The following is a 19,381-nucleotide window of genomic DNA, read 5'->3' on the forward strand; positions in this document are numbered from 1 at the left end:
TCCGGAGAACCACATGCTCGAACTATTCGCCGGCGCCCGCCGTTCGGCTGCCCGCCTGCTGGGCGCCTTCGCCCTGGCCGGCCTGCTGGGCGCGGCCCAGGCGCACGACCTGGCCCCGCATGTCGCCATCGACGCCAGCGTCCCGGTGCTGAACGCCACCGCCACCGTGTCGGACAGCCTTGTCACGATCACCAATGCCTCGCCCCATCCGATCGCCGCCCCGTTCACGCTCACGGTCGGCAAGCTGTCCGCCCCCGGTGTCGCCGTCACCCATCCGGCGAGGGTGCACCGCACGCTGGAAGTCGACATCGACGTGGCACTGCCGCAAGGCATCCTGGCGCCCGGTGCCGCCATTGCCGTGCCCGTCCGTTTCGTCAACCCGCGCCGCCTGCCCTTCACCTATCAGGTAACGGCCTCGGGCACGCTGCTGACGCCGGAAAACAGTGTGCCCCTGACGGTCACCGCCTGGCGCTTTTCCGGCGACACGGCCAATCCGCGCGGCGTCGCTGCCGGTGCGGGCGTGGCCATCGTGGTCGATGGCGTGGTGCGCGCCGTGACGGACGCGGACAGCCAGGCAACCGTGCTGGTGCCGCTGGGCCAGCAGGCGGTCGCCGCGCGCCAGGCGCCGACCAGCACCGGCATCGCCCATCTCGGCCTGATCGCTGGTAGCGCCAACAGCGCCGACGTGATCCTGGCCGAGGAAGGCGAAGTCTACGAAGAGGCAGCCTTCCGCTTCGACGAGACGGTGCAATCGATCATCCCGGCCGGCGCTGCAAAGCTCACCGGCCGCTTCATTGCCCAGGACGGCAGCACGGTCCGCCTCACGCAACTGGCAAGCGTCGATGCCGTGCACGTGCCGGGCGGCGGCCGCGCCTTCCGGCTCACCGAACACTTCGCGCTCAATCCGGATGGCACGATCCGCTGCACCAACCTGCGCACGCTTGGCTTCGCCATCGGGAGGTCGTCCACGAACCTGGTGGTGACCGCCTTCGACGCGGCCGGCAACGCCTACCGGGCGCGGCTTGCCTTGCGCACCGCGCTGGCCGCCAGGACGGGCAAGCTGGTCCCGCCCCCGTCCGATCCGGGACTCGACCTGGGCGGCATCACCGTCGTCGGCCGCCTGTCCCTGCTCGGCACCTACAGCGCGATCCTCACCACGGTGACGAATGCCGACGGCAGCTTCACCTTCCCGGCCGCTTCCTTCGGCCAGTTCGAAGTCTCGGCCGAAGCGCAGCGCAATGGCCGGCACTACCTGGCCGCCGCCGCCGCCCCCGAATCGGAGTCCCAGCCCGTGACCCTGAAGCTGACCAGCGCGTTCGACCTGGGCCAGGCGCCGGAACATGTGGCCGCGGACCCGGCCGCATCCGCGGTGGCACTCGACGTCGAAGCCGCCGACGGCGATGGCGCGTCGCAGACCGCGGCGCTGCTGGTCCGGCAGGGAACCGCCAGGGTAACGCTGGGCTACATGCCGATGGTCAGGGAGTTCGGCGGCCTGGCCGCCAACGGATGGGGCGTGCGCGTGCTGGCCGGCCCCGCGGGCACGCCGCTGTTCGACCTGCACCGCCAGGTCGGCGCGCAGTGGCACGAATTCATCAGCACCAATTCCAGCACCACGACCGGCTGGATCGAGCGTCAGCTCGACGTGGCCGACCTGACGCGCGACGGCGACATCGAACTGACGCTGCAGGCCTATGGCGTGCAAGACAATGCCTGGTACCAGCCCATGCGCATCGCGGCATCGCTGCGCAGCGGCACGGCGCTGACGATCGAGGCGCTGACGCTGGCCGACGTCTCCGCCTCCGGCCCGGCCGCGAACCGGCAGGTCAGCCTGCCGGCCGCCGGCACGGCCAACCTGTTCCAGCGGCCCATGCGCATCGTCACCGGCAAGCCGGCCGGTGCGGTGCTCGGCAATGTGAAGGTCCAGCTCGACTGGGGTGACGGCTGGGATCCCGTCACGGTGCTGGACCAGGCGCCGGGCGCCGGCGTGCCCGTGGATGGTGCCCTGATGCATGGCACCCTGACCCATGGCGCCCTGATCGACAGCGTCCTGACCTACCGTGCCGAACCGGACCAGGACCTGCACGCATTCCGTAACCCGCGGCCGACGCAGTACCGGGTCACCGTGGCCGCCACGGCCGAAGATGGCACCGCGCTGACCGCCGAGCGGATCGAAACGGCCAGGTGGCCCCTGTGGCGCGCCCCCGCGCACCTGCCACGCTACGGCATGCGCGAACCGGGCGGCGACGACTGGGCTGCCGACCGCACGCTGCGCTGGCTGGAGCAGAACGAGGGCCTGCTGACCCGGGTCGACGACTTCTCCGGCGAACACGGGCTGGACCTGGGCCACGCCGGCCACGCCGACGGCATGGAATTCCACATGTACCATTTCCACCAGTTCGCCGGCGCGGATGCCGAAAGCGGCGCGTCGAACTACCGCCAGCTGGTCGCTCGCCTGCGCGAGCTGCGCCTGCAGCGCAGCGCGAATGCCGCCGAAGTCGCCCTTGGCAAGGCCGCGGCGGCGGAAGTGAAGGCGTGGATCGTGGCCAGCCGCGCCGGCATCGACCGGCTGTCGCAGGCGGACGTCGCCGCGGTCGGCTATATCCTGGGTGGGCCGGACTCGGCGGGCATCGCCGGTGCCGACTGGGGCGCCCGGCTGCTGACCACGGGCCGCGTGACGGTCGACGGGATGCCGTTCGACCTGGGCACCGGCACCTGGAGCAATCTCAGCTACTTCCCGCAGGTGAACCACCACCACCATGTGAAAGTCACACTGTGGCCGGACACGCTTTACTGAGCGCCGGGGACGCTCAGGAAGCTTCCGTGGCCAGCACCAGCGTTTCCTTGATCTCCTCCATCACCACATAGCTTTTCGACTGGGCGGCGCCCGGCAGGTTCAACAGCATGTCGCCCAGCAGCTTGCGGTACTCGGCCATTTCGTGGATGCGCGCCTTGATCAGGTAATCGAAATCGCCCGAGACCAGGTGGCATTCCTGCACCTCGGGGATGCGCAGCACCTCGCGGCGGAACTGCTCGAAGTGGCTGGCCGATTTCTGGTTCAGCGTGATTTCCACGAACACCAGCAGCGTGGCGCCGATGGCGGCCGGATTCAGGCGCGCATGGTAGCCGGTGATCACGCCATCGCGCTCCATGCGCTTGACACGTTCGATCGCCGGCGTGACCGACAGGCCCACCTGTTCCGACAGGTCCTTCATCGAGATGCGGCCGTCGTCTTGCAGGATGCGCAGGATCTTGCGGTCGAGCTTGTCCAGGGTACGCACGGACTGTATTTGGGTACGCATGACTTTTTCCTGTTTTTGATGCGATATATAGTAACAACCACTACCGAACAAAACTTACCATAGGCGAAAGACCCACGCAATTTTCCATACCAATTCTTATATTCGAGGCATCCATGCGCGTAGTCATCCTGGGCAGCGGCGTTATCGGCGTCACAACGGCGTATTACCTGGCCCGCGCCGGCCATTCCGTGACCGTGCTGGACCGCCAGCCGGGGCCTGCCCTGGAAACCAGCTTCGCCAACGCGGGCCAGATCTCGCCCGGCTACGCGTCGCCGTGGGCCGCGCCGGGCATCCCGCTGAAAGCCGTGAAGTGGATGATGCAGCGCCACGCGCCGCTGTGGATCTCGCCCGACGGCACGCTGTTCCAGCTGCAATGGATGTGGCAGATGCTGCGCAACTGCAACGCCGACAGTTATGCCGTCAACAAGGAACGCATGGTGCGGCTGGCCGAGTACAGCCGCGACTGCTTCAAGGCGCTGCGCGCCGCCACCGGCATCGCCTACGAAGGCCGCCAGCAGGGCACCACCCAGCTGTTCCGCACGCAGAAGCAGATGGATGACGCGGCCAAGGATATCGCGGTGCTGGAAGAAACCGGGGTGCCCTACGAACTGCTGGGCGCGCGCGAGCTGCTGTCGGCCGAGCCGGGCATCGCCAGCGAGCGCCTGGTGGGCGGGCTGCGCCTGCCGAACGACGAGACGGGCGACTGCCAGCTGTTCACTACCCGCCTGACCGCCATGGCGCAGGAACTGGGCGTGCAATTCCGCTACAACGTCGATATCGAAGGCCTCGACGTGGCCGGCGGCGAAGTACGCGGCGTGCAATGCGCCGGCGAACTGGTCACCGCCGATTCGTTCGTGGTGGCCCTGGGCGCCTACTCGACGCCGCTGCTGCGCGGCATCGTCGACCTGCCCGTCTATCCGCTGAAGGGCTACTCGATCACGGTACCGATCGTGAACGCGCAGCGGGCACCGGCCTCGACGATCCTGGACGAGACCTACAAGATCGCCGTGACGCGCTTCGACGACCGGATCCGCGTCGGCGGCATGGCCGAGATCGCGGGCTACGACAAGCGCCTGAACCCGCGCCGCCGCGCCACGCTGGAGATGGTGGTCAACGACCTGTTCCCCGGCGCCGGCGACACCGCGAAGGCGTCGTTCTGGACCGGCCTGCGCCCGATGACGCCGGACGGCACGCCGGTGGTCGGCCGCACGCCCCTGGCCAACCTGTTCGTCAACACCGGCCATGGCACGCTGGGCTGGACCATGTCGTGCGGTTCGGCGCAACTGCTGGCCGACATCATGTCCGCCCGGCGCCCGGCGATCCGCGCCGACGACCTGTCGGTGGAGCGCTACCAGCGCGCCGGCGGCATGCGCCAGCCGCAGCTGGCCGGCGCCTGACACGCCAGCCGGGCGATCGCCGGCACGCCACGCCCCTCCCGCGCGGCGGGATGCCGGCGCGCGACACTCCCGGGCTCGATTGTGCGGGATGTAGCGCGTGCGTATAATTCCGCCATGAATAAACTGGAAGCCTTCGGGCATATCGCCGCGCTGGCGATCAGGGGAGACCTGGTGTTCCCCACGAGCGTCAACGCAGCGTTGCGGGTGCAGCTGGCACTCGAAAACCCGGAAACCCCCATCGACGAGGCGATCCGCCTCGTGCTGGCCGAGCCGCAGCTGGCGGCTCGCACCGTCGCGCTCGCCAATTCGGCCATGTTCAACCGCTCGGGCAGCACCGTCGCCAATGTGCGCGCCGCGATCACGCGCGTGGGCTACCATAATCTGTATGCGCTGGCCGCCGCCATGGTGGTGCGCCAGTTCGGCGCCAAGATCGTCGATCCCGCCGTGCGCGCCAAGGCTGAACAGCTGTGGCAGCACTGCGTCTATGTGGCGTGCCTGGCACGCATCATCGCGCGCGACGTGACCGAGGTGAACGGAGACACCGCGCTGTTCGCCGGCATCGTGCACGAGGTGGGCGGCTTCTACCTGTTGTCGCGCGCCGACGAATTCCCCGGCCTGCTCGATCCCGACCCGGACAACTGGCAACCCGCCAGCGAGGAGATCATCACGCGCGAGGTGATGAACAAGCTGGCCATCCCGGAAGAAGTGGCCGCCGCCATCGAAGGCCTGCGCGACGGCTTCCTCGGCGTGCCGCCGGAAAGCCTGCTCGACACGCTGCTGCTGGCGAACCACTTCGCCCCGGTCGATTCGCCGCTGGCGCAGCCGCGCGAAGAACTGCCGCAATCCGAGTCCGTGGTCGACCTGTTCATCGACGAGGAAATGGCCGCCGGCATGCTCGACGAGGCCGAGCGCGACGCCACGGCCATGACGGCGGCGCTGCTCGTCTGACCGCGCCGGCGCCCGCGGGCGCTTACTCCAGCGCCGCGGCCGGGCCGAAGAACTCGTAGTACATCTGGCTTTCCGGCACGCCCAGTTCGCGCAGCGAACGCTTCACCACTTTCATGAACGGCTGCGGGCCGAGGAAATACGCATCCACGTCGCGCGTTGCCGGCAGCCAGGCCGCCAGGCGCTCGCTGTCGAGCAGGCCCACGGCATCCGGCGCGGGATGGCCGGGCTGCTGGCCGGCGTGTTCCGCATACACGTAGCGCCGGCGCAGTTGCGGGTAGCGGCTGGCCAGTTCATCGACATGCGCGCGGAACGCATGCACGCCGCCGTGGCGCGCGGCATGGATGAAGTGCACCTCGCGCCCGCTCGCCAGCGCCGCCGGCAGCATGGCCAGCGTGGGCGTGATGCCGACGCCGCCGCTGATGAAGACGATCGGCCGGCTGCCGGCCGGTGCCAGCGTGAACACGCCGGACGGCGGCAGCAGTTCCACCACGTCGCCCTCGCCCACCGCATCGTGCAGGTGGTTCGACATCGCCCCGCCCCGCTCGCGCTTCACGCTGATCTGGTAGGTCTTGCCGTTCGGCGCGGCCGACAGCGAGTAGTTGCGGCGCTGGTCGACCCCGTCCACCACGGCGCGCAGGCCGATGTACTGGCCCGGCTGGAAATCGAGCACCGCGCCGCCATCCTCGGGACGGAACACGAACGTCGTGATCTCGTCGCTCTCGCGGCGCTTGCCGGCCACCACGAAGCGGCGCAGGCCGTTCCAGCCGCCCGGTGCCGCCTTCATCGCCGCATAGGTCTGCCCCTCGGCGCCGATCAGCAGGTCGGCCAGCTGGCCGTAGGCGGCGGCCCAGGCGTCGATCACGGCGTCGGTCGCCACTTCCGCGCCCAGCACTTCGCGGATCGCCTGCAGCAGGCTGGCGCCCACCATCGGATAGTGTTCCGGCAGGATGTTCAGCGCCACGTGCTTGGCGACGATCTGGCCCACCAGCGGCCCCAGCGCTTCGAGCCGGTCGATGTTTTTCGCATACATCAGCACGGCGTTGGCCAGTGCGCGCGGCTGCGCGCCGTCGGCCTGGTGCGCCTGGTTGAAGTACGGCTTCACCTGCGGGTAGTCGCGGAACAGGATCGGGTAGAAATGGCGGGTCAGCGCCTCGCCGCCCACTTCCAGGATGGGGACGGTGGCGGTAACGATGGCACGGTGTTCGGCGGACAGCATGGAGTTCTCCCTTGGGTTTCGGTGTTCGTTTAAAAGATGCATTTATTTTGCATCTTTAAGGCCGCCGGAAGAATTGGACAAAATGTCCCAGGTGTCAGGCAGGCAACGGGAGCCGGTGAAAGAGCCGGTGAAAGAGCCGGTGAAAGAGCCGGCCAGTGAGCCGGTCAGGGCGCGGGCCGGCGTTCCGGCAGGTGCATCAGGATCGCGTGTTCCTGGCGGCGCGCGCCGGGCAGCAGGTCGGCCAGCGTGACGCCGTCGAGCACCGCCAGGAAGGCCTCGGTGGCTTCGCGCAGCTTGCCCTGCAGGCCGCAGGCGCCGGCGAAGGCGCAGCCGCCGCCGGCCGGATCGAAGCATTCGGCCATGTGGAAGTCCGATTCGCTGGCGCGCACCACGGCGCCGATATTGACGTCGGCCGGTTCCCCCTTCAGTCGCAGGCCGCCGTTGCGGCCGCGCACCGTCTCGACCAGGCCGGACATGCCCAGCTGGTGGATCACCTTGGTCAGGTGGTTCTTCGAGATGCCGTGCAGGTCCGCGATGTCCTGGATGGTGGACAGGCGGTCGCGGTGCATGCCCAGGTACATCAGGGAACGCAGCGTGTAGTCGGTGAAAGTGGTCAGTCTCATGGCATGGGGGCGAACGGCACCGCCATTATAGCGGTGGCGCGCCTGCCGTGCCGCGGCGGCCGGGGAAAGCTAGTGCCTGCCCTCGTGCTTGCGCTCGTAGTCGTCGCGCACGTAGCGCGAGATGAATGTCGACAGCCCCCTGCCCGCCTCGGCCAGCGCCTTCATGGTTTCCACGCGGGCGCGCCCGGTGGCGCGGTACGTGTAGTCGTACACGTCGCCGCCGCTGAATTTCACGGCGATCGCTTCCGGCAGGATATCGTAGGCAACCACGCCGGAATGGCCTTCGAGATTGCGATAGCGTTTCATGGCGCCAGTCTAGCGCGCGGCGTCACGGCGGTGCGCACGGCTGCGCGCCGCCGCCAGGCGCTGTGCTGTCCTGCTCCTCCCTTTTCCGGGTCGCCTACTTCACCGCCTCGGGCCGCACCATGGCCAGCAGCTGCACCAGCTTGGCGGTATCCATCGGCTTGACGAAATAGTGGTCGAAGCCGGCGGCGATCGATTTTTCCTGGTCTTCCTTGCGGCCGTAGCCGGTCACCGCCACCAGTTGCGCGGCGGCCGTCTGCGGCAGCGCGCGCAGTTGCCGGGCCAGCTGGTTGCCATCGATATCGGGCAGGCCGATGTCGAGGAAGCACAGCTGGGGCGCATGGCGGCGCGCCAGTTCCAGCGCCTCGGTGGCGCGGTGCGCCACGTGCACCACATGGCCGGCCGCTTCGAGGAACAGCGCCAGCGTCTGCGCCGCATCGACGTTGTCGTCGACGACGAGGCAGCGCAGCCCGCCTGCCCGGGCGGCATGGGCGCCGGGCGCCGGCGCGCTGCCCGGCTGTGCCTGCGGCGGCGGTTCCGCATACGGCAGCTCCACCGTGAAGGTGCTGCCCTGGTTCGCGCCGGCGCTGGCGGCGCGCACCGTACCGCCGTGCAGCGTGACCAGCGTGCGCGCCAGCGCCAGCCCCAGGCCCAGCCCGCCCTGCGAGCGGTCGGACGTGCGCTCGGCCTGCGTGAACAGTTCGAACACGCGCGCCACCAGTTCCGGCGCCATGCCGATGCCGTCGTCCGCCACCTCCACGCGCACCAGCGCGCCGTCGCGCTCGATCCGCACGCGGATATGGCCGTATTCCTGGGTGTACTTGGCCGCGTTGTTGAGCAGGTTGACGATCACCTGCACCATCCGCTTGTGGTCGGCGTTGATGCCCATCGGCGCGTGCGGAATGTCCAGCTCGAGCTGCTGGCGCTTCGACTTGAACAGCGGATAGGCCTGCTCCACCGCGTCTTCCACCACGGTGCGCAAGTCCAGCGGCTGCCGGTTCAGCTTGACGAGCCCGCGCGTGACGCGCGAGACGTCGAGCAGGTCGTCGATCAGCCGTGTCATGTGCTCGACCTGGCGCGCGATGATCTCGGCCGTGCGCGCCACCGCCGGGTTGTCGGCGTGCGCCATCTTCAGCACCTGGGCGCCGGAGCTGATCGGCGCCAGCGGATTGCGCAGCTCGTGCGCCAGCATCGCCAGGAATTCATCCTTGCGCCGGTCGGCCGCCTGCAGCGAGGCGGCCGCCGCGTCGCGCTCCAGTTCCTTCTTCTGCAGCGCGTGCGCCATCTCGTCCAGCGAGCGCGCCAGAGCGCCGATTTCCTCGTCCTCGTAGCGCAGGCCGGTGCGCGTGTCGAGCGAGCCGGTGGCGATGCGGTTGGCGGTGCGCACCAGCGCCTGCACGCGGCGCACGATCAGGATATCGCCGCCGAACCAGGCCGCCAGCAGTGCCAGCGTGATCGTCATCGCCAGCCCGGCAACGGCGATCAGCTGGTCGCGCGTGGCGGCCGCCACGATCTCGTCGTAGGGCATGCCGATGATCACCGTGTAGTCGGAGACATCGGCCTTGCCGACGCGCGCGAACGCGTACAGGCGTTCGACCCCGTCGCCATCGGTGAGCAGCACCGGCACCGCCGGCCGCGTCGCCAGCGCTTGCCGCAAGTGCTGCGGGATCGGCTTGCCGAACCAGCTGGCCGGGTCGGGCCGGCGCGAGATCGTCGTGCCCTGGCCATCGATGGTCCACATCAGCGAGCCGGGCGACAGCTTCACGTCGAGCACGAACTTGTCCAGCTCGGTCAAGTCCAGCGCGGCGAACAGCACCGCCCTGACATCGCCGTTCTTGATGACGGGGAAGGTCAGGTTGACGGTGTGCTTGCCGATCACGCGGCCGAATACGTAGTTGCCGGCGATGAAGCGGCGTTCCGCGATGGCGCGGCGGAAATGCGGCCGGTCGCCCAGGTTGACCAGGCCCACCGACGCCACGGCGCTGCAGGTCACGTCGCCGTTCATCTGGATCAGCCCGAAATTGACGTAATCGGTATTCTTCGACAGGATGTCCGACAGCAGCACGCTGCAATCGTCCTGGTTGTCCAGCAGGTCGGGAATGCTGGACAGGTCGCGCAGGATCTGCCGCGCGCCTTCCAGCGACTGGGCTTCGTTGGCCGCGGCCAGGTTGGCGACGCGCTGCAGGTTCTCGCGCGCCACGTCGATCGCATGCTCGCGCTCGCGCACGCCGGTCAGCACCGTCATCGCCGCCATCGGCGTGATCGCCAGTCCGACCAGCAGGATCAGGCGGGCCCGCAGGCTGCTCAGGCGCGGCACGGGTCGGCCTCCCGGCCCGCGGCGCCGGCGGCCGCCATCCGGTCGCCCAGCGCGATGATGGCCGCCACGCCGCGCCGCAGCGTGGCCTCGTCGTCGGCGATGTAGCCAAGCCGGATGAAGCCGGGACAGCCGAGCGCCTCGCCCGGCATGATCGCCACGCGGTATTCCTCGATGAGCCTTTCGGCGAAGGCCGTGGTGTCGAGCGTCAGCGCGGAAATGTCGCCCCACAGGTAGGGACCGGAGGCCGGCGATGCCACCGCGATCCACGGCACCGGCGCGAACAGGTCCACCACCAGGTCGCGCCGCGCGCGGTAGTCGGCCAGCAGGTCGGGCACGGCACCGATCGCGAATGCCGCCGCGGCGGCGGCCTGCGTCAGCGCCGGCACGGCCGCCGTGATCGGCCCCTGCAGCGCTTCCATGGCCCTGATCCAGGCCGCGGGCGCGCACGCGAAGCCGGCGCGCCAGCCCATCATCGCGTAGCTCTGCGAGGCCGAGAAGATCGTGGCGATGCCCAGCGCCTGCCAGTCCGGGCAGGCCGCCAGGCTGTGGTGCGCGCCATCGAACACCAGCTTTTCATAGCTCTCGTCGACGATGCAGGCGGTGCCGCGCGCGCGCAGCCAGGCACGGATGGCATCGAGTTCCGCCGGCGTGTACACCCGTCCCGTGGGGTTGTGCGGATTGTTGACCACCAGGACTTTCGCCCGGGGCAGGCCGTCCAGGAACGCCGCATCGATCACGTCAGGCTGGTCCACCAGCTCGACACGCAGCCCCAGCAACTGCGCCGTGGCCACGTAGGCCGGCCAGTGCGGCCGCATCACGATCACCGCGTCGCCCGGATCCGTCATCACGTACAGTGTCTGGTATAGCGCCTGCTTGGCGCCGTTGGTGACGATCACGTGCTGGGCCTGCGCATCGATGCCGTTCTCGGCGCGCAGCTTGCGAGCCAGCCCGTCGCGCAGTGCCGGCAGGCCGCCGACGGCGGTATAGGGCAGCAGCGGCTCGTCGAGCGCGGCGCGCACGGCGGCGCGCACCGGAGCCGGCGCCGGGAAATGCGAGATCGCGATCGAAAAGTCGATCACCGCCTCGCCGCGCTGCTTTAGCAGGTCGACGCGCTCGTGCATCGCGGTGGTGGCCAGCGGCCGTGCCGCCGCGATCCGTTTCGACACACTGTGCGGCATGGAAGGTGCCTCCGCGAAGTTTCGCTGAAAGTTCATCTTTCGCTATCTTTCTTATAGTAGTACGACCGCTCGGACGGTCCGGATATTTTAACAAGATGCAATATTTATCGTATCACCCATTCGTATCGTGCGCGTGCCGGCGGCTACAATGCAGCCGAGTGGCAGCACGCATGAAAGGGGCACGGATGAACGAGGAGGACGCATGAACGAGGAGGACGCATGAACCGGAGGGAGGCTCGATGAAACCGTATGTCGCGGGCGCCATGGCCGCCGCGGCCGTGGTGCTGGCGGCGCTGGCCGGATGGGCGCTGTTCGGTCCGCCGTTCAGCGCCGATGCGCCGCGCCCGGCCGCCAGTGATGCCACGGTGGCACCAGCCGCCGAGCGCATCGCCGGGCATGGCCGCGCCCTGGCCGGCGACGCGCACGGCATGCGCTACGTGGGCACCGAGCCGTCGCTGGCGCGGCCGGGCCAGGGTTACCAGGTCACGTTCAGCACCACCGATCAGCAGCCGGCCAGGGCCGCCGACGACGCGGCCAATGCCGCGCGCCAGGCGGCCTGGCAGCGGCGCTTCTGCGATGGCGAGCTGCAGGCGGAGATGGCGGCGCAGGGCGTGGCCGTGGTCACCGGCCGCGTCGTCGATGGCCAGGGCCGCACCCAGTACGTGGCCGACTGCGTGGCCGGCGGCGCGCCGCAGCAGGTCGGCCCCGGCGGCCCGCTGCTGTGAAAGGCGCATGCCATCGCGATGGCGGGCCGCCGGGCAAGCTGGCCACGCCGTTGCATCGGACATGTCGATAGAGATGAAGGCGATAGGAACCGAATGGATACATCTTGTGGCACCCTGATCGTCGACGCGGCAGGCCGCCTGCTGCTGTGCCACGTGACCGGAACGAAGCATTGGGATATCCCGAAGGGTGTGCAGGACGCTGGCGAGTCGCCGCTCGAGGCGGCGCGGCGCGAGCTGTTCGAGGAAGCCGGCCTGCGCATCGATGCCGGCCGGTTCACCGACCTTGGCGTGTTCGACTATCGCCGCGACAAGCGGCTGCACCTGTTCCGCGTGGCGGCGGGCGACGAGCTGTGCACGCTCGACCACCTGGCCTGCACGAGCTTTTTCCCGCACCACGTGACCGGCGCGCCCACCCCGGAGGCGGACGGGTTCCGCTGGGCCACGCGCGACGAGGTGCGCACGCTGTGCTGGCCCAGGATGGCCCAGCGCCTGCTGGCGCTGGACTGGTAGGCGCGGGGCGCTGGTCGGCAACGTCGGCCTCCTAGCGGCTTCCCTTCCCGCCCGGATCGGCCGGCGGCAGCGGCGCGTTCGACGGCCCGTGCAGCACCTGGCCGGCGATGTCGAAACGCGAGCCGTGGCAGGGGCAGTCCCATGACTTCTCGGCCGAGTTCCAGTGCACCGCGCAGCCCATGTGGGGGCATGCCGCGGACAGGAAGGTCAGCTTGCCGTCCCCGGCGCGGTGCACCGCCATCAGCTTCAGGCCCTCGCGGATCAGCGCTCCCTCGCCGGGCGGTATGCGGTCCGGCGAGGCCACCTCGCCGCCCTGCAGCCAGTCGGTGTACTGCGCCGCCACGTTGGCCTGTTCCCTGGCGAACTCGCCCAGGCCGTGCAGCGGCATCCGGCCCGGATCGTACAGCGCCTCCCATGGATTGGCGCGGCCGGCGATCAGGTCGGTGACGAGGATGGCGCCCGCCGTGCAGTGCGTCATGCCGTTGCCGGAATCGCCGGTGATGACGAACACATTGCCCCGGTCGGCCGGATTGCGCCCCAGGTAGGCCACGCCATCGGCCGGTTCCATCACTTCGCCGGACCAGCGGTACATCGCTTCGCCGGCCTGCGGGAAGCGCGCGCGCGTCCAGGCCTCGATCTCGTCCCAGCGGTGCTGGGGCATGCCCTCCTGGCCCGTCTTGTGGTCCTGCCCGCCCACCACGAGGATGTCGTAGGGCCGCGCCACCCGGGCGTCGTCGAGGCGCACGTAGTAGTACGGGTCGCCGGTATCCCACAGCAGGAACGGTTCGATGGCGCCGCGCGGCACTGTCAAGCCGACGACGTAGCTGTGGTACGGCGCCACCTTGGTGTGCAGCACGAAGCGGTTGTTGAACGGCGTGTTGGTGGCCACCACCACCGCGGCGGCATGTACCGTGCCTTTTTCGGTGACGACGCTGGTGCCGCCGACATCGCGCGCCCGCGTGTCGCCGTAAATGCGGCCGCCGAGCCGCTCGATGGCGCGCACCAGCCCGGCCAGGTACTTCACAGGATGGAACTGCGCCTGGTTGTGGAAGCACAGCGCCGGCCCGGTATCCCAGGCCAGGCCCGGCACGCGCGGCAGCCGGGTAGTCGCGATGCCGAGGCGCTGCGTGCATTCATGCTCGCGCTCGATGACTGCAACGCCCTCCGCGCCGCCACCCGTGGCGGCCGGCACCAGGTAACCGTCCAGCCGGCGGAAATCGCAGGCGATCCGCTCGTCGTGCACGATCGATTCGACCAGGCTGGTGGCCCGCTCGTAGCTGTCGTGCAGCAGGTGGGCGCGGGCGTCGCCGAAGCGTTTCGCGATCCCGGCATAGCGCTCGTCGGGCGGGAAGAAATGCGCCGTGGTGCGGCCGGTTTCGCCGGCGCCCGGCTGCAGCGCGTCGACCAGCACCACCGACCTGCCCTCCTTCAGCAGCAGGTAGGCCGAGGTAAGGCCGGCAATGCCGCCACCGACTACGCACACATCGGCCGTCGTGTCGCCGGCCAGCGGCGCGAACGACGGCACCTGGGCGGTGTCCGTCCACAGTGAAACGGTGGCGGCATTGGTCCGCATGGCAAGGTCCCGTCAGTACCGGTGGTCGCGGCGCTTCAGCAGGTAGCAGGCGATGCCGGCCACCGCCGCGCCGATCACCACCTTCTGCGCCAGCCCCTTCTTGTTATGCTGCCATTCGGCCTTGATGCCCATCTCGCCGAGGATGTTCGGCACGTGGCCGCGCGCCAGGTCCTCGACCAGGCCTTCGACCACGTCGATCCGGTCGGCCAGCATCAGCAGCAGCCAGTGCCGGATATCGTTTTCGGTTTCCTTGAAGGCGGCGCGCCGCACCATGCCCGACACGCCGCGCGGCGGATTCGGGCTGCCGAACAGTGGTGTCATGTGCGGGCGCTCCAGCGAGACCAGCACTTCCACGTCCTGCCGCTGCTGCTCCGGCTGGGTCAGCGGGGCATCGATGCGCGGCGGCGTGCGCTCCATCGGCACGCCGGGGCGGTTCTTGCGGTCGAGGTCCGCGCCCCAGCCCTGGATCGCCGAGCGGTCCACCGGGGGGCGGCCATGCTGGAACACCGCGAGGTCGCCGGTGTGGTTGCCGTGGGCGTCGTGCTGGTGCGTATGTCCGGTATGTTCGTTGTCGTGTGCCATGCTGTTCTCCTCAATGGTTCGCGGTGGACGCAACGGCGCGTACCTGGTTCGCCGATGGGGGGATCAGCACCGTCTTGATGCAGTTGTCCAGCTTCGACGAGAACAGGTGGTACGCATCCGACACTTCCTCGAGCGGCACGCGGTGCGTGATGATCTGCTTGGGATCGATGCGGCCGGCCTGGATATGCTCGATCAGCCGCGGCAGGTGGCGCTTCACGCTGGCCTGGTTCATGCGCATGGTCAGGCCCTTGTTCAGCGCATTGCCGATCGGGATCGCGTTGAAGGTGGGGCCGTACACGCCCACGATCGACACATTGCCGCCCTTGCGCACGGAGTTGATGCACCAGTGCAGCGCGGTGGCCGAACCGGCCTGCATCATCGTGTAGACGCCGGTAATGGTCTGCGCCGCGCTGCCGGCCGCTTCGCAGCCCACCGCGTCGATGCACACGTCGGCGCCGAGCCAGTCGGTCATCTTCTTGATATGCAGCGCCATATCGTCCACTTCGCGAAAGTTGACCACCTCGCATTGGGCATAGCGGCGCACGAAGTCGAGCCGGTAGTCGACGTGGTCGACCACGATCACGCGGCCGGCACCGAACAGCCACGCGGACTTGGCGGCGAAGATGCCCACCGGGCCGGCGCCGAACACGACCACCGTGTCGCCTTCCGAGATATCGCCCATTTCGGCGGCCTGGTAGCCGGTGGGCAGCGCGTCGGTCAGCAGCACCGCGTCGTCCTGGTCCATGTCGGCCGGGATCACGGTCGGGCCCACGTCGGCCATCGGCACGCGCACGAACTCGGCCTGGCCGCCGTCGAAGCCGCCGGCCGTGTGCGAGTAGCCGTAGATACCGCCCACGGCGGATGCCTGCGGGTTCGTGTTGTGGCAATTGCCGTACAGTTCCTTCTGGCAAAAGAAGCAGGAGCCGCAAAACACGTTGAACGGCACCAGCACATGGTCGCCGACCTTCAGTTTGGTGACCTGCGAGCCCACTTCCTCGACGATGCCGACGAATTCGTGGCCGAAGGTGGTGCCCACGCGCGTATCGGGTACCAGGCCGTGGTACAGGTGCAGGTCGGAACCGCAGATGCAGGAACGGGTGACGCGCACGATGGCGTCGCCAGGGTGCTCGATGACGGGATCGGGTTTGTGGTCGGCGCGGACGCGGAACGGTCCACGGTAGTTCATTGCCAGCATGGTGACTCCTGTTGTTGTTGGGCCGTGGCGCCCCGCGACAGGGCGCCGGCATGTTCCAGGTCGAAATCGCTTCGCCCCCCATCGGCCGCGGACGGGATACCCGGGCCGGGCCGGAGGGAACGAGCGTAAAAAAGCCGCCCGCGGGCGGCTGGCGTGATACGGATCAGCGGGTCGGCAGCGGCGGCGTGGTCGTGCCGGTGGTGCCGGAACCGGTGGTGCCGGTGGTACCGGTGCCGGTCGCGCCAGCGCCGGAGCGCGTCATGCCCGTGCCCGAGGTATTGGACGAGGTACCGGACGAGGTACCGGACGAGGTGCCGGTGGCGCTGCTGCCTGACGTGCCCGACGTCGACGAACCGCTGCTGTCCATCGACGAGCCCGAGCTTGAGCCGCTGGTGCCCGAGGTGGACGAACCGCTGGTCGCGCCTGGCGTCGTGCTCGGCGTTGTGCTCGGCGTTGTGCTGTTCATGCCGGCGGTGCCGCTCGGGCCGCGCCACGTATCGGTGCCGGTGCTGGTGCTCGTGCCGCTGGTGCTGCCACTGGTGCCGCTCGTGCCGCTGCTGGAACGCATTTCGGTCGAGCTGGAGCCGGCCGTGCCGCTGGCGCCGGAGGTGGTGGTGTCCTGGCTGCCGGTGCTGTGCTGCTTGGACTTGGTGGACTTGTGTTTCTTGGTGTCGCTGGATTTCTGCTGGTCCGCGCCCGTGCTGGTCGATGAACTGGTGGACTGGGCCGCGACGCCCGCGCTGACGAACAATGCTGCAAGGATGACCGCGAGTTTGCTCTTCATGTCATATCTCCTTTTGCTTGTGGGTGCATTCGGTGAATTGCCATTCTGGCACCGTCGACAGGCATGGCACGTAGGAGTACACGCCGTGCGGCAGTCGGAACTGCCCCAAGCAAATTGAAAATATTTCCAGCGTTCAGCGGCGAAGCCGCCCGTTCCCTTCAGCGCCGGAACCACCAGATCAGCAGCGATACCACGATGGACACGACAATGCAGGTCACGACCGGGAAATGGAAACTGAACCCTTCGCGCACGACATGCACGTCGCCAGGCAGCCGGCCCAGCGGCAGTTTGCTCAGCCAGGGCCAGGCCAGGCCGGCCAGCAGCAGGAGGGCTCCTAGAATGATCAGCAGCTGTCGCATCGTTCAATCCATGTCAGTATCGTCAAGAGGCCGGCGGCAGGGGATTCGCCGTGAATCGTCGCCGTGAATGGTCACCATGAATCGTCGCCGTGAATCGTGATCATCCATCGTCACCATGAATCGTGACCATCGATCGTCGCCATGAAACCCCCGTTGCGGCCAGTCTAGCGCGGCGCCGGCCGGCGTGGCGCGCCGTCACACCCACAGCATCAGCGTGTTGGCGCAAGCCTGCAGGGCCGGCACGCAGCGCGCAGCGGCGTCGGGCGCCGGACTGCCCGACGTCCTCATCAGCACGGACAACGCCCCGGTCGCCATGCCGTGCCGGTTCTTCAGCGGAACGGAGATGCCGCGCAGGCCGATCTCGTACTGGTCTTCCGTCATGCCGAAACCCTGTTCGCGAATCGTCTCCAGCTCGCGCCGCAGGGCGCCCTTGTCCTGCACTGTCAGGTGCGTGTAGGGCACCAGTTCCACGCGCGCCAGGTAATCGTCCAGCGCCGCCTCGGGCAGGCAGGCCAGCAGCACCCTGCCCGCCGTCGACGCATAGGCGGGCTGGCGGGTGCCCGGCTCGCGCCCCGGTATCAGGTGGCGCGGCGCGTTGACCCGGCTGACATACACCACATCGTCGCCGTCGAGCACCGAGTAATTGGTGGATTCCTGCAGCTGTGCCGTCAGGTGCTGCAGGTACGGCACGATCGCGCGCGGCATGCGCGCCGAATCCAGGTACGCATGGCCCAGCGTCAGTACCTTCGGTGTCAGCCAGAACTGCCGCCCGTCCGTGGCCGCCATGCCGGTATGGACGAGCGTGAGCAGGTAGCGGCGTGCCGCGCTGCGGCTGATGCCGATGCGCTCGGAAAGCAGGCTGGGCGTCAGGCGCGCCGTGTCGTCGTCGAACGCGCCGATCACGGCGATGCCGGTGACGAGGCCCTCGATGATGTCGCGCTTGGCGACAGCAATGGTCTGCGGTAGGTCCTTCATTGCAAAATATTTCCATTTTTGCGCGATAATCGCGCAGGATGCGCGATTGTCGCATTAACAGGCGCGCAATGGTGTTTTTTTGCTCACGCCGAATTCCTATACTCGTTACCCGGCCACGACTGGCTGCAGCAGGCCAGCCCTGCCAGGTTGCGCGGCCAGCCGCCGCCAACGACGAATAACGATTCGATGGAGATACGATGAAAGGGAAGCGGCTTTCTGCCTGGGCCATTGCGTGCCCCATCTTCGCGTGCCCCGCCCTCGCCTGGGCGCAAGGGGTGACGCTGTACGGCAATTTCGACCAATACATCGGCCATATCCGCAGCAGCAATGGTGCCCACATCACGGGGCTGAACGACGGCGCGCTGCTGCGCAGCCGGCTCGGCGTGCGCGGCACCGAAGCGCTGGGCGACGGCATGGAACTGAAGTTCAACCTGGAAGCGGGGCTCAATGCCGACAGTGGCAGCGCCGCCGACGGCAAGCGGCTGTTCGACCGGCAGGCCTGGATCGGCATCGCCACGAAAGCCGGCGAATGGCGCGCGGGCCGCCAGAACACCGAGATCTTCTTGATCGGCAACGCCATCGACTACACGGACCGCACCACCTTCGGCTCCGTGATCAACAATTTCGGCGTGCCATCGCGCTTCGACAACGACATCTCGTACCGCAGCCCGCGCATCGGTGGCGCGTCGGTGGTGCTGCACTATGCGCTGCCGGAAAACGGTGCCGCGAACCAGACACCGCGCGGCAACCGCGCGCTCGTGCAATTCGCGGTGGACTACACGCGCGAACAATGGCGCTTCGGCTACGCTGGCCTGCAGGCCAGCCCCAACGACGTGACCGCCACCGTGCGCGAGAAGATCCGCTATCACAACGTGTACGCCAACTACCGGTACGGCAAGGGGACGCTCTACGCGGTGTTCGTGCGGACCAACAATGCGACGGCGAACGCCAACGGCAACACCGCCGGGTCCATCCTCAGCAACGTGGCCAGCCCCGACAACCATTTCGCCGGCACGGACCGCAACGCCGGCCGCTACTACAACATGTGGCAGCTGTCGGCCGACTACCGCATTGCCGCCAACCTGCGCGTGGGAGCGCTGTATGGCGTGATCCGCGACACGTCGGGCGGCGATGCCGGGGCCCGCGGCGCCAGCATCGGCGGCTTCTACGACCTGTCGCGGCGTACCCTGCTGTACGGCATCGCCGCCCGCATGAAGAACGCGCCGAACGCCGGCTTCCGCTTCGGCGGCTCGGGCGCACCGTCGGCCAACCTGGCGGGCGACGACGTCAACGGCCGCCGGCTTACCGGCCTGCAGGCGGGCGTGGTGCACAAGTTCTGATCTGTCTGGCCGGTTGCCGGACGCTTCCCGTCACGCCTTCGGCGCGGCGACCGGGCC

The 19,381-nt window shown here is 68.6% G+C and carries 18 protein-coding genes; 7 read left to right on the forward strand and 11 right to left on the reverse strand.

All coding sequences use genetic code 11. The annotated features are described in order from the left end of the window. Positions 1-13 precede the first annotated feature (13 nt). The gene (locus EYF70_RS15895; RefSeq protein WP_131146283.1) at positions 14-2,794 is read left to right on the forward strand and encodes a hypothetical protein; all 2,781 of its coding nucleotides are present in this window, start codon (positions 14-16) and stop codon (positions 2,792-2,794) included. Between the two features lie 13 nt (positions 2,795-2,807). On the opposite strand, the gene EYF70_RS15900 is transcribed toward EYF70_RS15895, so the two are convergent. After that, positions 2,808-3,299 (reverse strand): Lrp/AsnC ligand binding domain-containing protein, encoded by a 492-nt coding sequence (locus EYF70_RS15900; RefSeq protein ID WP_131146284.1) that lies wholly within the window; start codon positions 3,297-3,299, stop codon positions 2,808-2,810. A 113-nt stretch (positions 3,300-3,412) separates the two neighbouring features. On the opposite strand from EYF70_RS15900, the gene EYF70_RS15905 reads away from it, so the two are divergent. Together EYF70_RS15905 and EYF70_RS15910 are read left to right on the forward strand one after the other, a co-directional pair. After that, a complete protein-coding gene (locus tag EYF70_RS15905) occupies positions 3,413-4,696 on the forward strand; it encodes a D-amino acid dehydrogenase (protein WP_131146285.1) in 1,284 nt (427 codons plus the stop codon). 114 nt (positions 4,697-4,810) lie between these two features. Beyond that, the gene (locus EYF70_RS15910) at positions 4,811-5,644 is read left to right on the forward strand and encodes an HDOD domain-containing protein (protein WP_131146286.1); all 834 of its coding nucleotides are present in this window, start codon (positions 4,811-4,813) and stop codon (positions 5,642-5,644) included. A 22-nt stretch (positions 5,645-5,666) separates the two neighbouring features. Here the strand turns inward: EYF70_RS15910 and hmpA are convergent, their stop codons facing one another. The 5 genes from hmpA to EYF70_RS15935 all read right to left on the reverse strand — a co-directional run bounded on the left by hmpA (position 5,667) and on the right by EYF70_RS15935 (position 11,281). Next, positions 5,667-6,860, reverse strand: coding sequence for an NO-inducible flavohemoprotein (gene hmpA, locus EYF70_RS15915; RefSeq protein ID WP_131146287.1), 1,194 nt, complete (start codon positions 6,858-6,860; stop codon positions 5,667-5,669). 164 nt (positions 6,861-7,024) lie between these two features. Then, positions 7,025-7,483 carry an RrF2 family transcriptional regulator gene (locus EYF70_RS15920; RefSeq protein ID WP_131146288.1) on the reverse strand — a complete coding sequence of 153 codons (459 nt, stop codon included), beginning with the start codon at positions 7,481-7,483 and terminating at the stop codon, positions 7,025-7,027. Between the two features lie 69 nt (positions 7,484-7,552). Next, complete coding sequence (locus tag EYF70_RS15925) at positions 7,553-7,789, reverse strand: hypothetical protein (RefSeq protein WP_131146289.1); 237 nt, start codon at positions 7,787-7,789, stop codon at positions 7,553-7,555. Between the two features lie 94 nt (positions 7,790-7,883). Then, complete coding sequence (locus tag EYF70_RS15930) at positions 7,884-10,103, reverse strand: hybrid sensor histidine kinase/response regulator (RefSeq protein WP_229420409.1); 2,220 nt, start codon at positions 10,101-10,103, stop codon at positions 7,884-7,886. Beyond that, positions 10,091-11,281 (reverse strand): pyridoxal phosphate-dependent aminotransferase, encoded by a 1,191-nt coding sequence (locus tag EYF70_RS15935; RefSeq protein WP_229420410.1) that lies wholly within the window; start codon positions 11,279-11,281, stop codon positions 10,091-10,093. The genes EYF70_RS15930 and EYF70_RS15935 overlap by 13 nt, the downstream gene beginning before the upstream one ends. Positions 11,282-11,520: 239 nt before the next feature. Between EYF70_RS15935 and EYF70_RS15940 the strand changes: the two genes are divergently transcribed. Both EYF70_RS15940 and EYF70_RS15945 read left to right on the forward strand, forming a co-directional pair. Continuing rightward, positions 11,521-12,006, forward strand: coding sequence for a hypothetical protein (locus EYF70_RS15940; RefSeq protein WP_131146290.1), 486 nt, complete (start codon positions 11,521-11,523; stop codon positions 12,004-12,006). A gap of 93 nt (positions 12,007-12,099) precedes the next feature. After that, a complete protein-coding gene (locus tag EYF70_RS15945) occupies positions 12,100-12,516 on the forward strand; it encodes an NUDIX domain-containing protein (RefSeq protein WP_131146291.1) in 417 nt (138 codons plus the stop codon). A 31-nt stretch (positions 12,517-12,547) separates the two neighbouring features. Here EYF70_RS15945 and EYF70_RS15950 read toward each other — a convergent pair whose 3' ends face one another. From EYF70_RS15950 to EYF70_RS15960, 3 genes are read right to left on the reverse strand one after another with little or no spacing between them, the layout of a single operon-like run. After that, positions 12,548-14,089, reverse strand: a complete 1,542-nt coding sequence (locus tag EYF70_RS15950) for an FAD-dependent oxidoreductase (protein ID WP_131146292.1) — start codon at positions 14,087-14,089, stop codon at positions 12,548-12,550. A gap of 12 nt (positions 14,090-14,101) precedes the next feature. Continuing rightward, entirely contained in the window at positions 14,102-14,671 is a 570-nt protein-coding gene (locus EYF70_RS15955) for a hypothetical protein (RefSeq protein ID WP_131146293.1), read from the reverse strand. Positions 14,672-14,681: 10 nt separating this feature from the next. Beyond that, positions 14,682-15,866, reverse strand: coding sequence for a zinc-dependent alcohol dehydrogenase (locus tag EYF70_RS15960; protein ID WP_131146294.1), 1,185 nt, complete (start codon positions 15,864-15,866; stop codon positions 14,682-14,684). A 50-nt stretch (positions 15,867-15,916) separates the two neighbouring features. On the opposite strand from EYF70_RS15960, the gene EYF70_RS15965 reads away from it, so the two are divergent. Then, entirely contained in the window at positions 15,917-16,768 is an 852-nt protein-coding gene (locus tag EYF70_RS15965) for a hypothetical protein (RefSeq protein WP_131146295.1), read from the forward strand. A gap of 40 nt (positions 16,769-16,808) precedes the next feature. On the opposite strand, the gene EYF70_RS15970 is transcribed toward EYF70_RS15965, so the two are convergent. Further along, on the reverse strand, positions 16,809-17,009 hold the full coding sequence (locus EYF70_RS15970) for a DUF2905 domain-containing protein (RefSeq protein ID WP_131146296.1): 201 nt from the start codon (positions 17,007-17,009) through the stop codon (positions 16,809-16,811). Positions 17,010-17,204: 195 nt separating this feature from the next. Then, on the reverse strand, positions 17,205-17,984 hold the full coding sequence (locus EYF70_RS15975; protein WP_131146297.1) for an IclR family transcriptional regulator domain-containing protein: 780 nt from the start codon (positions 17,982-17,984) through the stop codon (positions 17,205-17,207). A gap of 197 nt (positions 17,985-18,181) precedes the next feature. Here EYF70_RS15975 and EYF70_RS15980 point away from each other — a divergent pair, with 197 nt between their 5' ends. Next, positions 18,182-19,324, forward strand: coding sequence for a porin (locus EYF70_RS15980; RefSeq protein WP_131146298.1), 1,143 nt, complete (start codon positions 18,182-18,184; stop codon positions 19,322-19,324). The last annotated feature ends 57 nt before the right edge of the window (positions 19,325-19,381 follow it).

The sequence above is a fragment of the Pseudoduganella albidiflava genome (genome assembly GCF_004322755.1).
Taxonomy (GTDB): Bacteria; Pseudomonadota; Gammaproteobacteria; order Burkholderiales; family Burkholderiaceae_D; genus Rugamonas; species Rugamonas albidiflava.

Excerpts from the sequence above, each read along its gene's own strand:
- EYF70_RS15980 (WP_131146298.1), top strand. The coding sequence starts at position 18,182 with ATGAAAGGGAAGCGGCTTTCTGCCTGGGCCATTGCGTGCCCCATCTTC.
- EYF70_RS15975 (WP_131146297.1), bottom strand. The coding sequence starts at position 17,984 with ATGAAGGACCTACCGCAGACCATTGCTGTCGCCAAGCGCGACATCATC.
- EYF70_RS15950 (WP_131146292.1), bottom strand. The coding sequence starts at position 14,089 with ATGCGGACCAATGCCGCCACCGTTTCACTGTGGACGGACACCGCCCAG.
- EYF70_RS15905 (WP_131146285.1), top strand. The coding sequence starts at position 3,413 with ATGCGCGTAGTCATCCTGGGCAGCGGCGTTATCGGCGTCACAACGGCG.
- hmpA (WP_131146287.1), bottom strand. The coding sequence starts at position 6,860 with ATGCTGTCCGCCGAACACCGTGCCATCGTTACCGCCACCGTCCCCATC.
- EYF70_RS15945 (WP_131146291.1), top strand. The coding sequence starts at position 12,100 with ATGGATACATCTTGTGGCACCCTGATCGTCGACGCGGCAGGCCGCCTG.
- EYF70_RS15955 (WP_131146293.1), bottom strand. The coding sequence starts at position 14,671 with ATGGCACACGACAACGAACATACCGGACATACGCACCAGCACGACGCC.
- EYF70_RS15965 (WP_131146295.1), top strand. The coding sequence starts at position 15,917 with ATGTTCCAGGTCGAAATCGCTTCGCCCCCCATCGGCCGCGGACGGGAT.
- EYF70_RS15925 (WP_131146289.1), bottom strand. The coding sequence starts at position 7,789 with ATGAAACGCTATCGCAATCTCGAAGGCCATTCCGGCGTGGTTGCCTAC.
- EYF70_RS15970 (WP_131146296.1), bottom strand. The coding sequence starts at position 17,009 with ATGCGACAGCTGCTGATCATTCTAGGAGCCCTCCTGCTGCTGGCCGGC.
- EYF70_RS15895 (WP_131146283.1), top strand. The coding sequence starts at position 14 with ATGCTCGAACTATTCGCCGGCGCCCGCCGTTCGGCTGCCCGCCTGCTG.
- EYF70_RS15960 (WP_131146294.1), bottom strand. The coding sequence starts at position 15,866 with ATGCTGGCAATGAACTACCGTGGACCGTTCCGCGTCCGCGCCGACCAC.
- EYF70_RS15900 (WP_131146284.1), bottom strand. The coding sequence starts at position 3,299 with ATGCGTACCCAAATACAGTCCGTGCGTACCCTGGACAAGCTCGACCGC.
- EYF70_RS15920 (WP_131146288.1), bottom strand. The coding sequence starts at position 7,483 with ATGAGACTGACCACTTTCACCGACTACACGCTGCGTTCCCTGATGTAC.
- EYF70_RS15910 (WP_131146286.1), top strand. The coding sequence starts at position 4,811 with ATGAATAAACTGGAAGCCTTCGGGCATATCGCCGCGCTGGCGATCAGG.
- EYF70_RS15940 (WP_131146290.1), top strand. The coding sequence starts at position 11,521 with ATGAAACCGTATGTCGCGGGCGCCATGGCCGCCGCGGCCGTGGTGCTG.
- EYF70_RS15935 (WP_229420410.1), bottom strand. The coding sequence starts at position 11,281 with ATGCCGCACAGTGTGTCGAAACGGATCGCGGCGGCACGGCCGCTGGCC.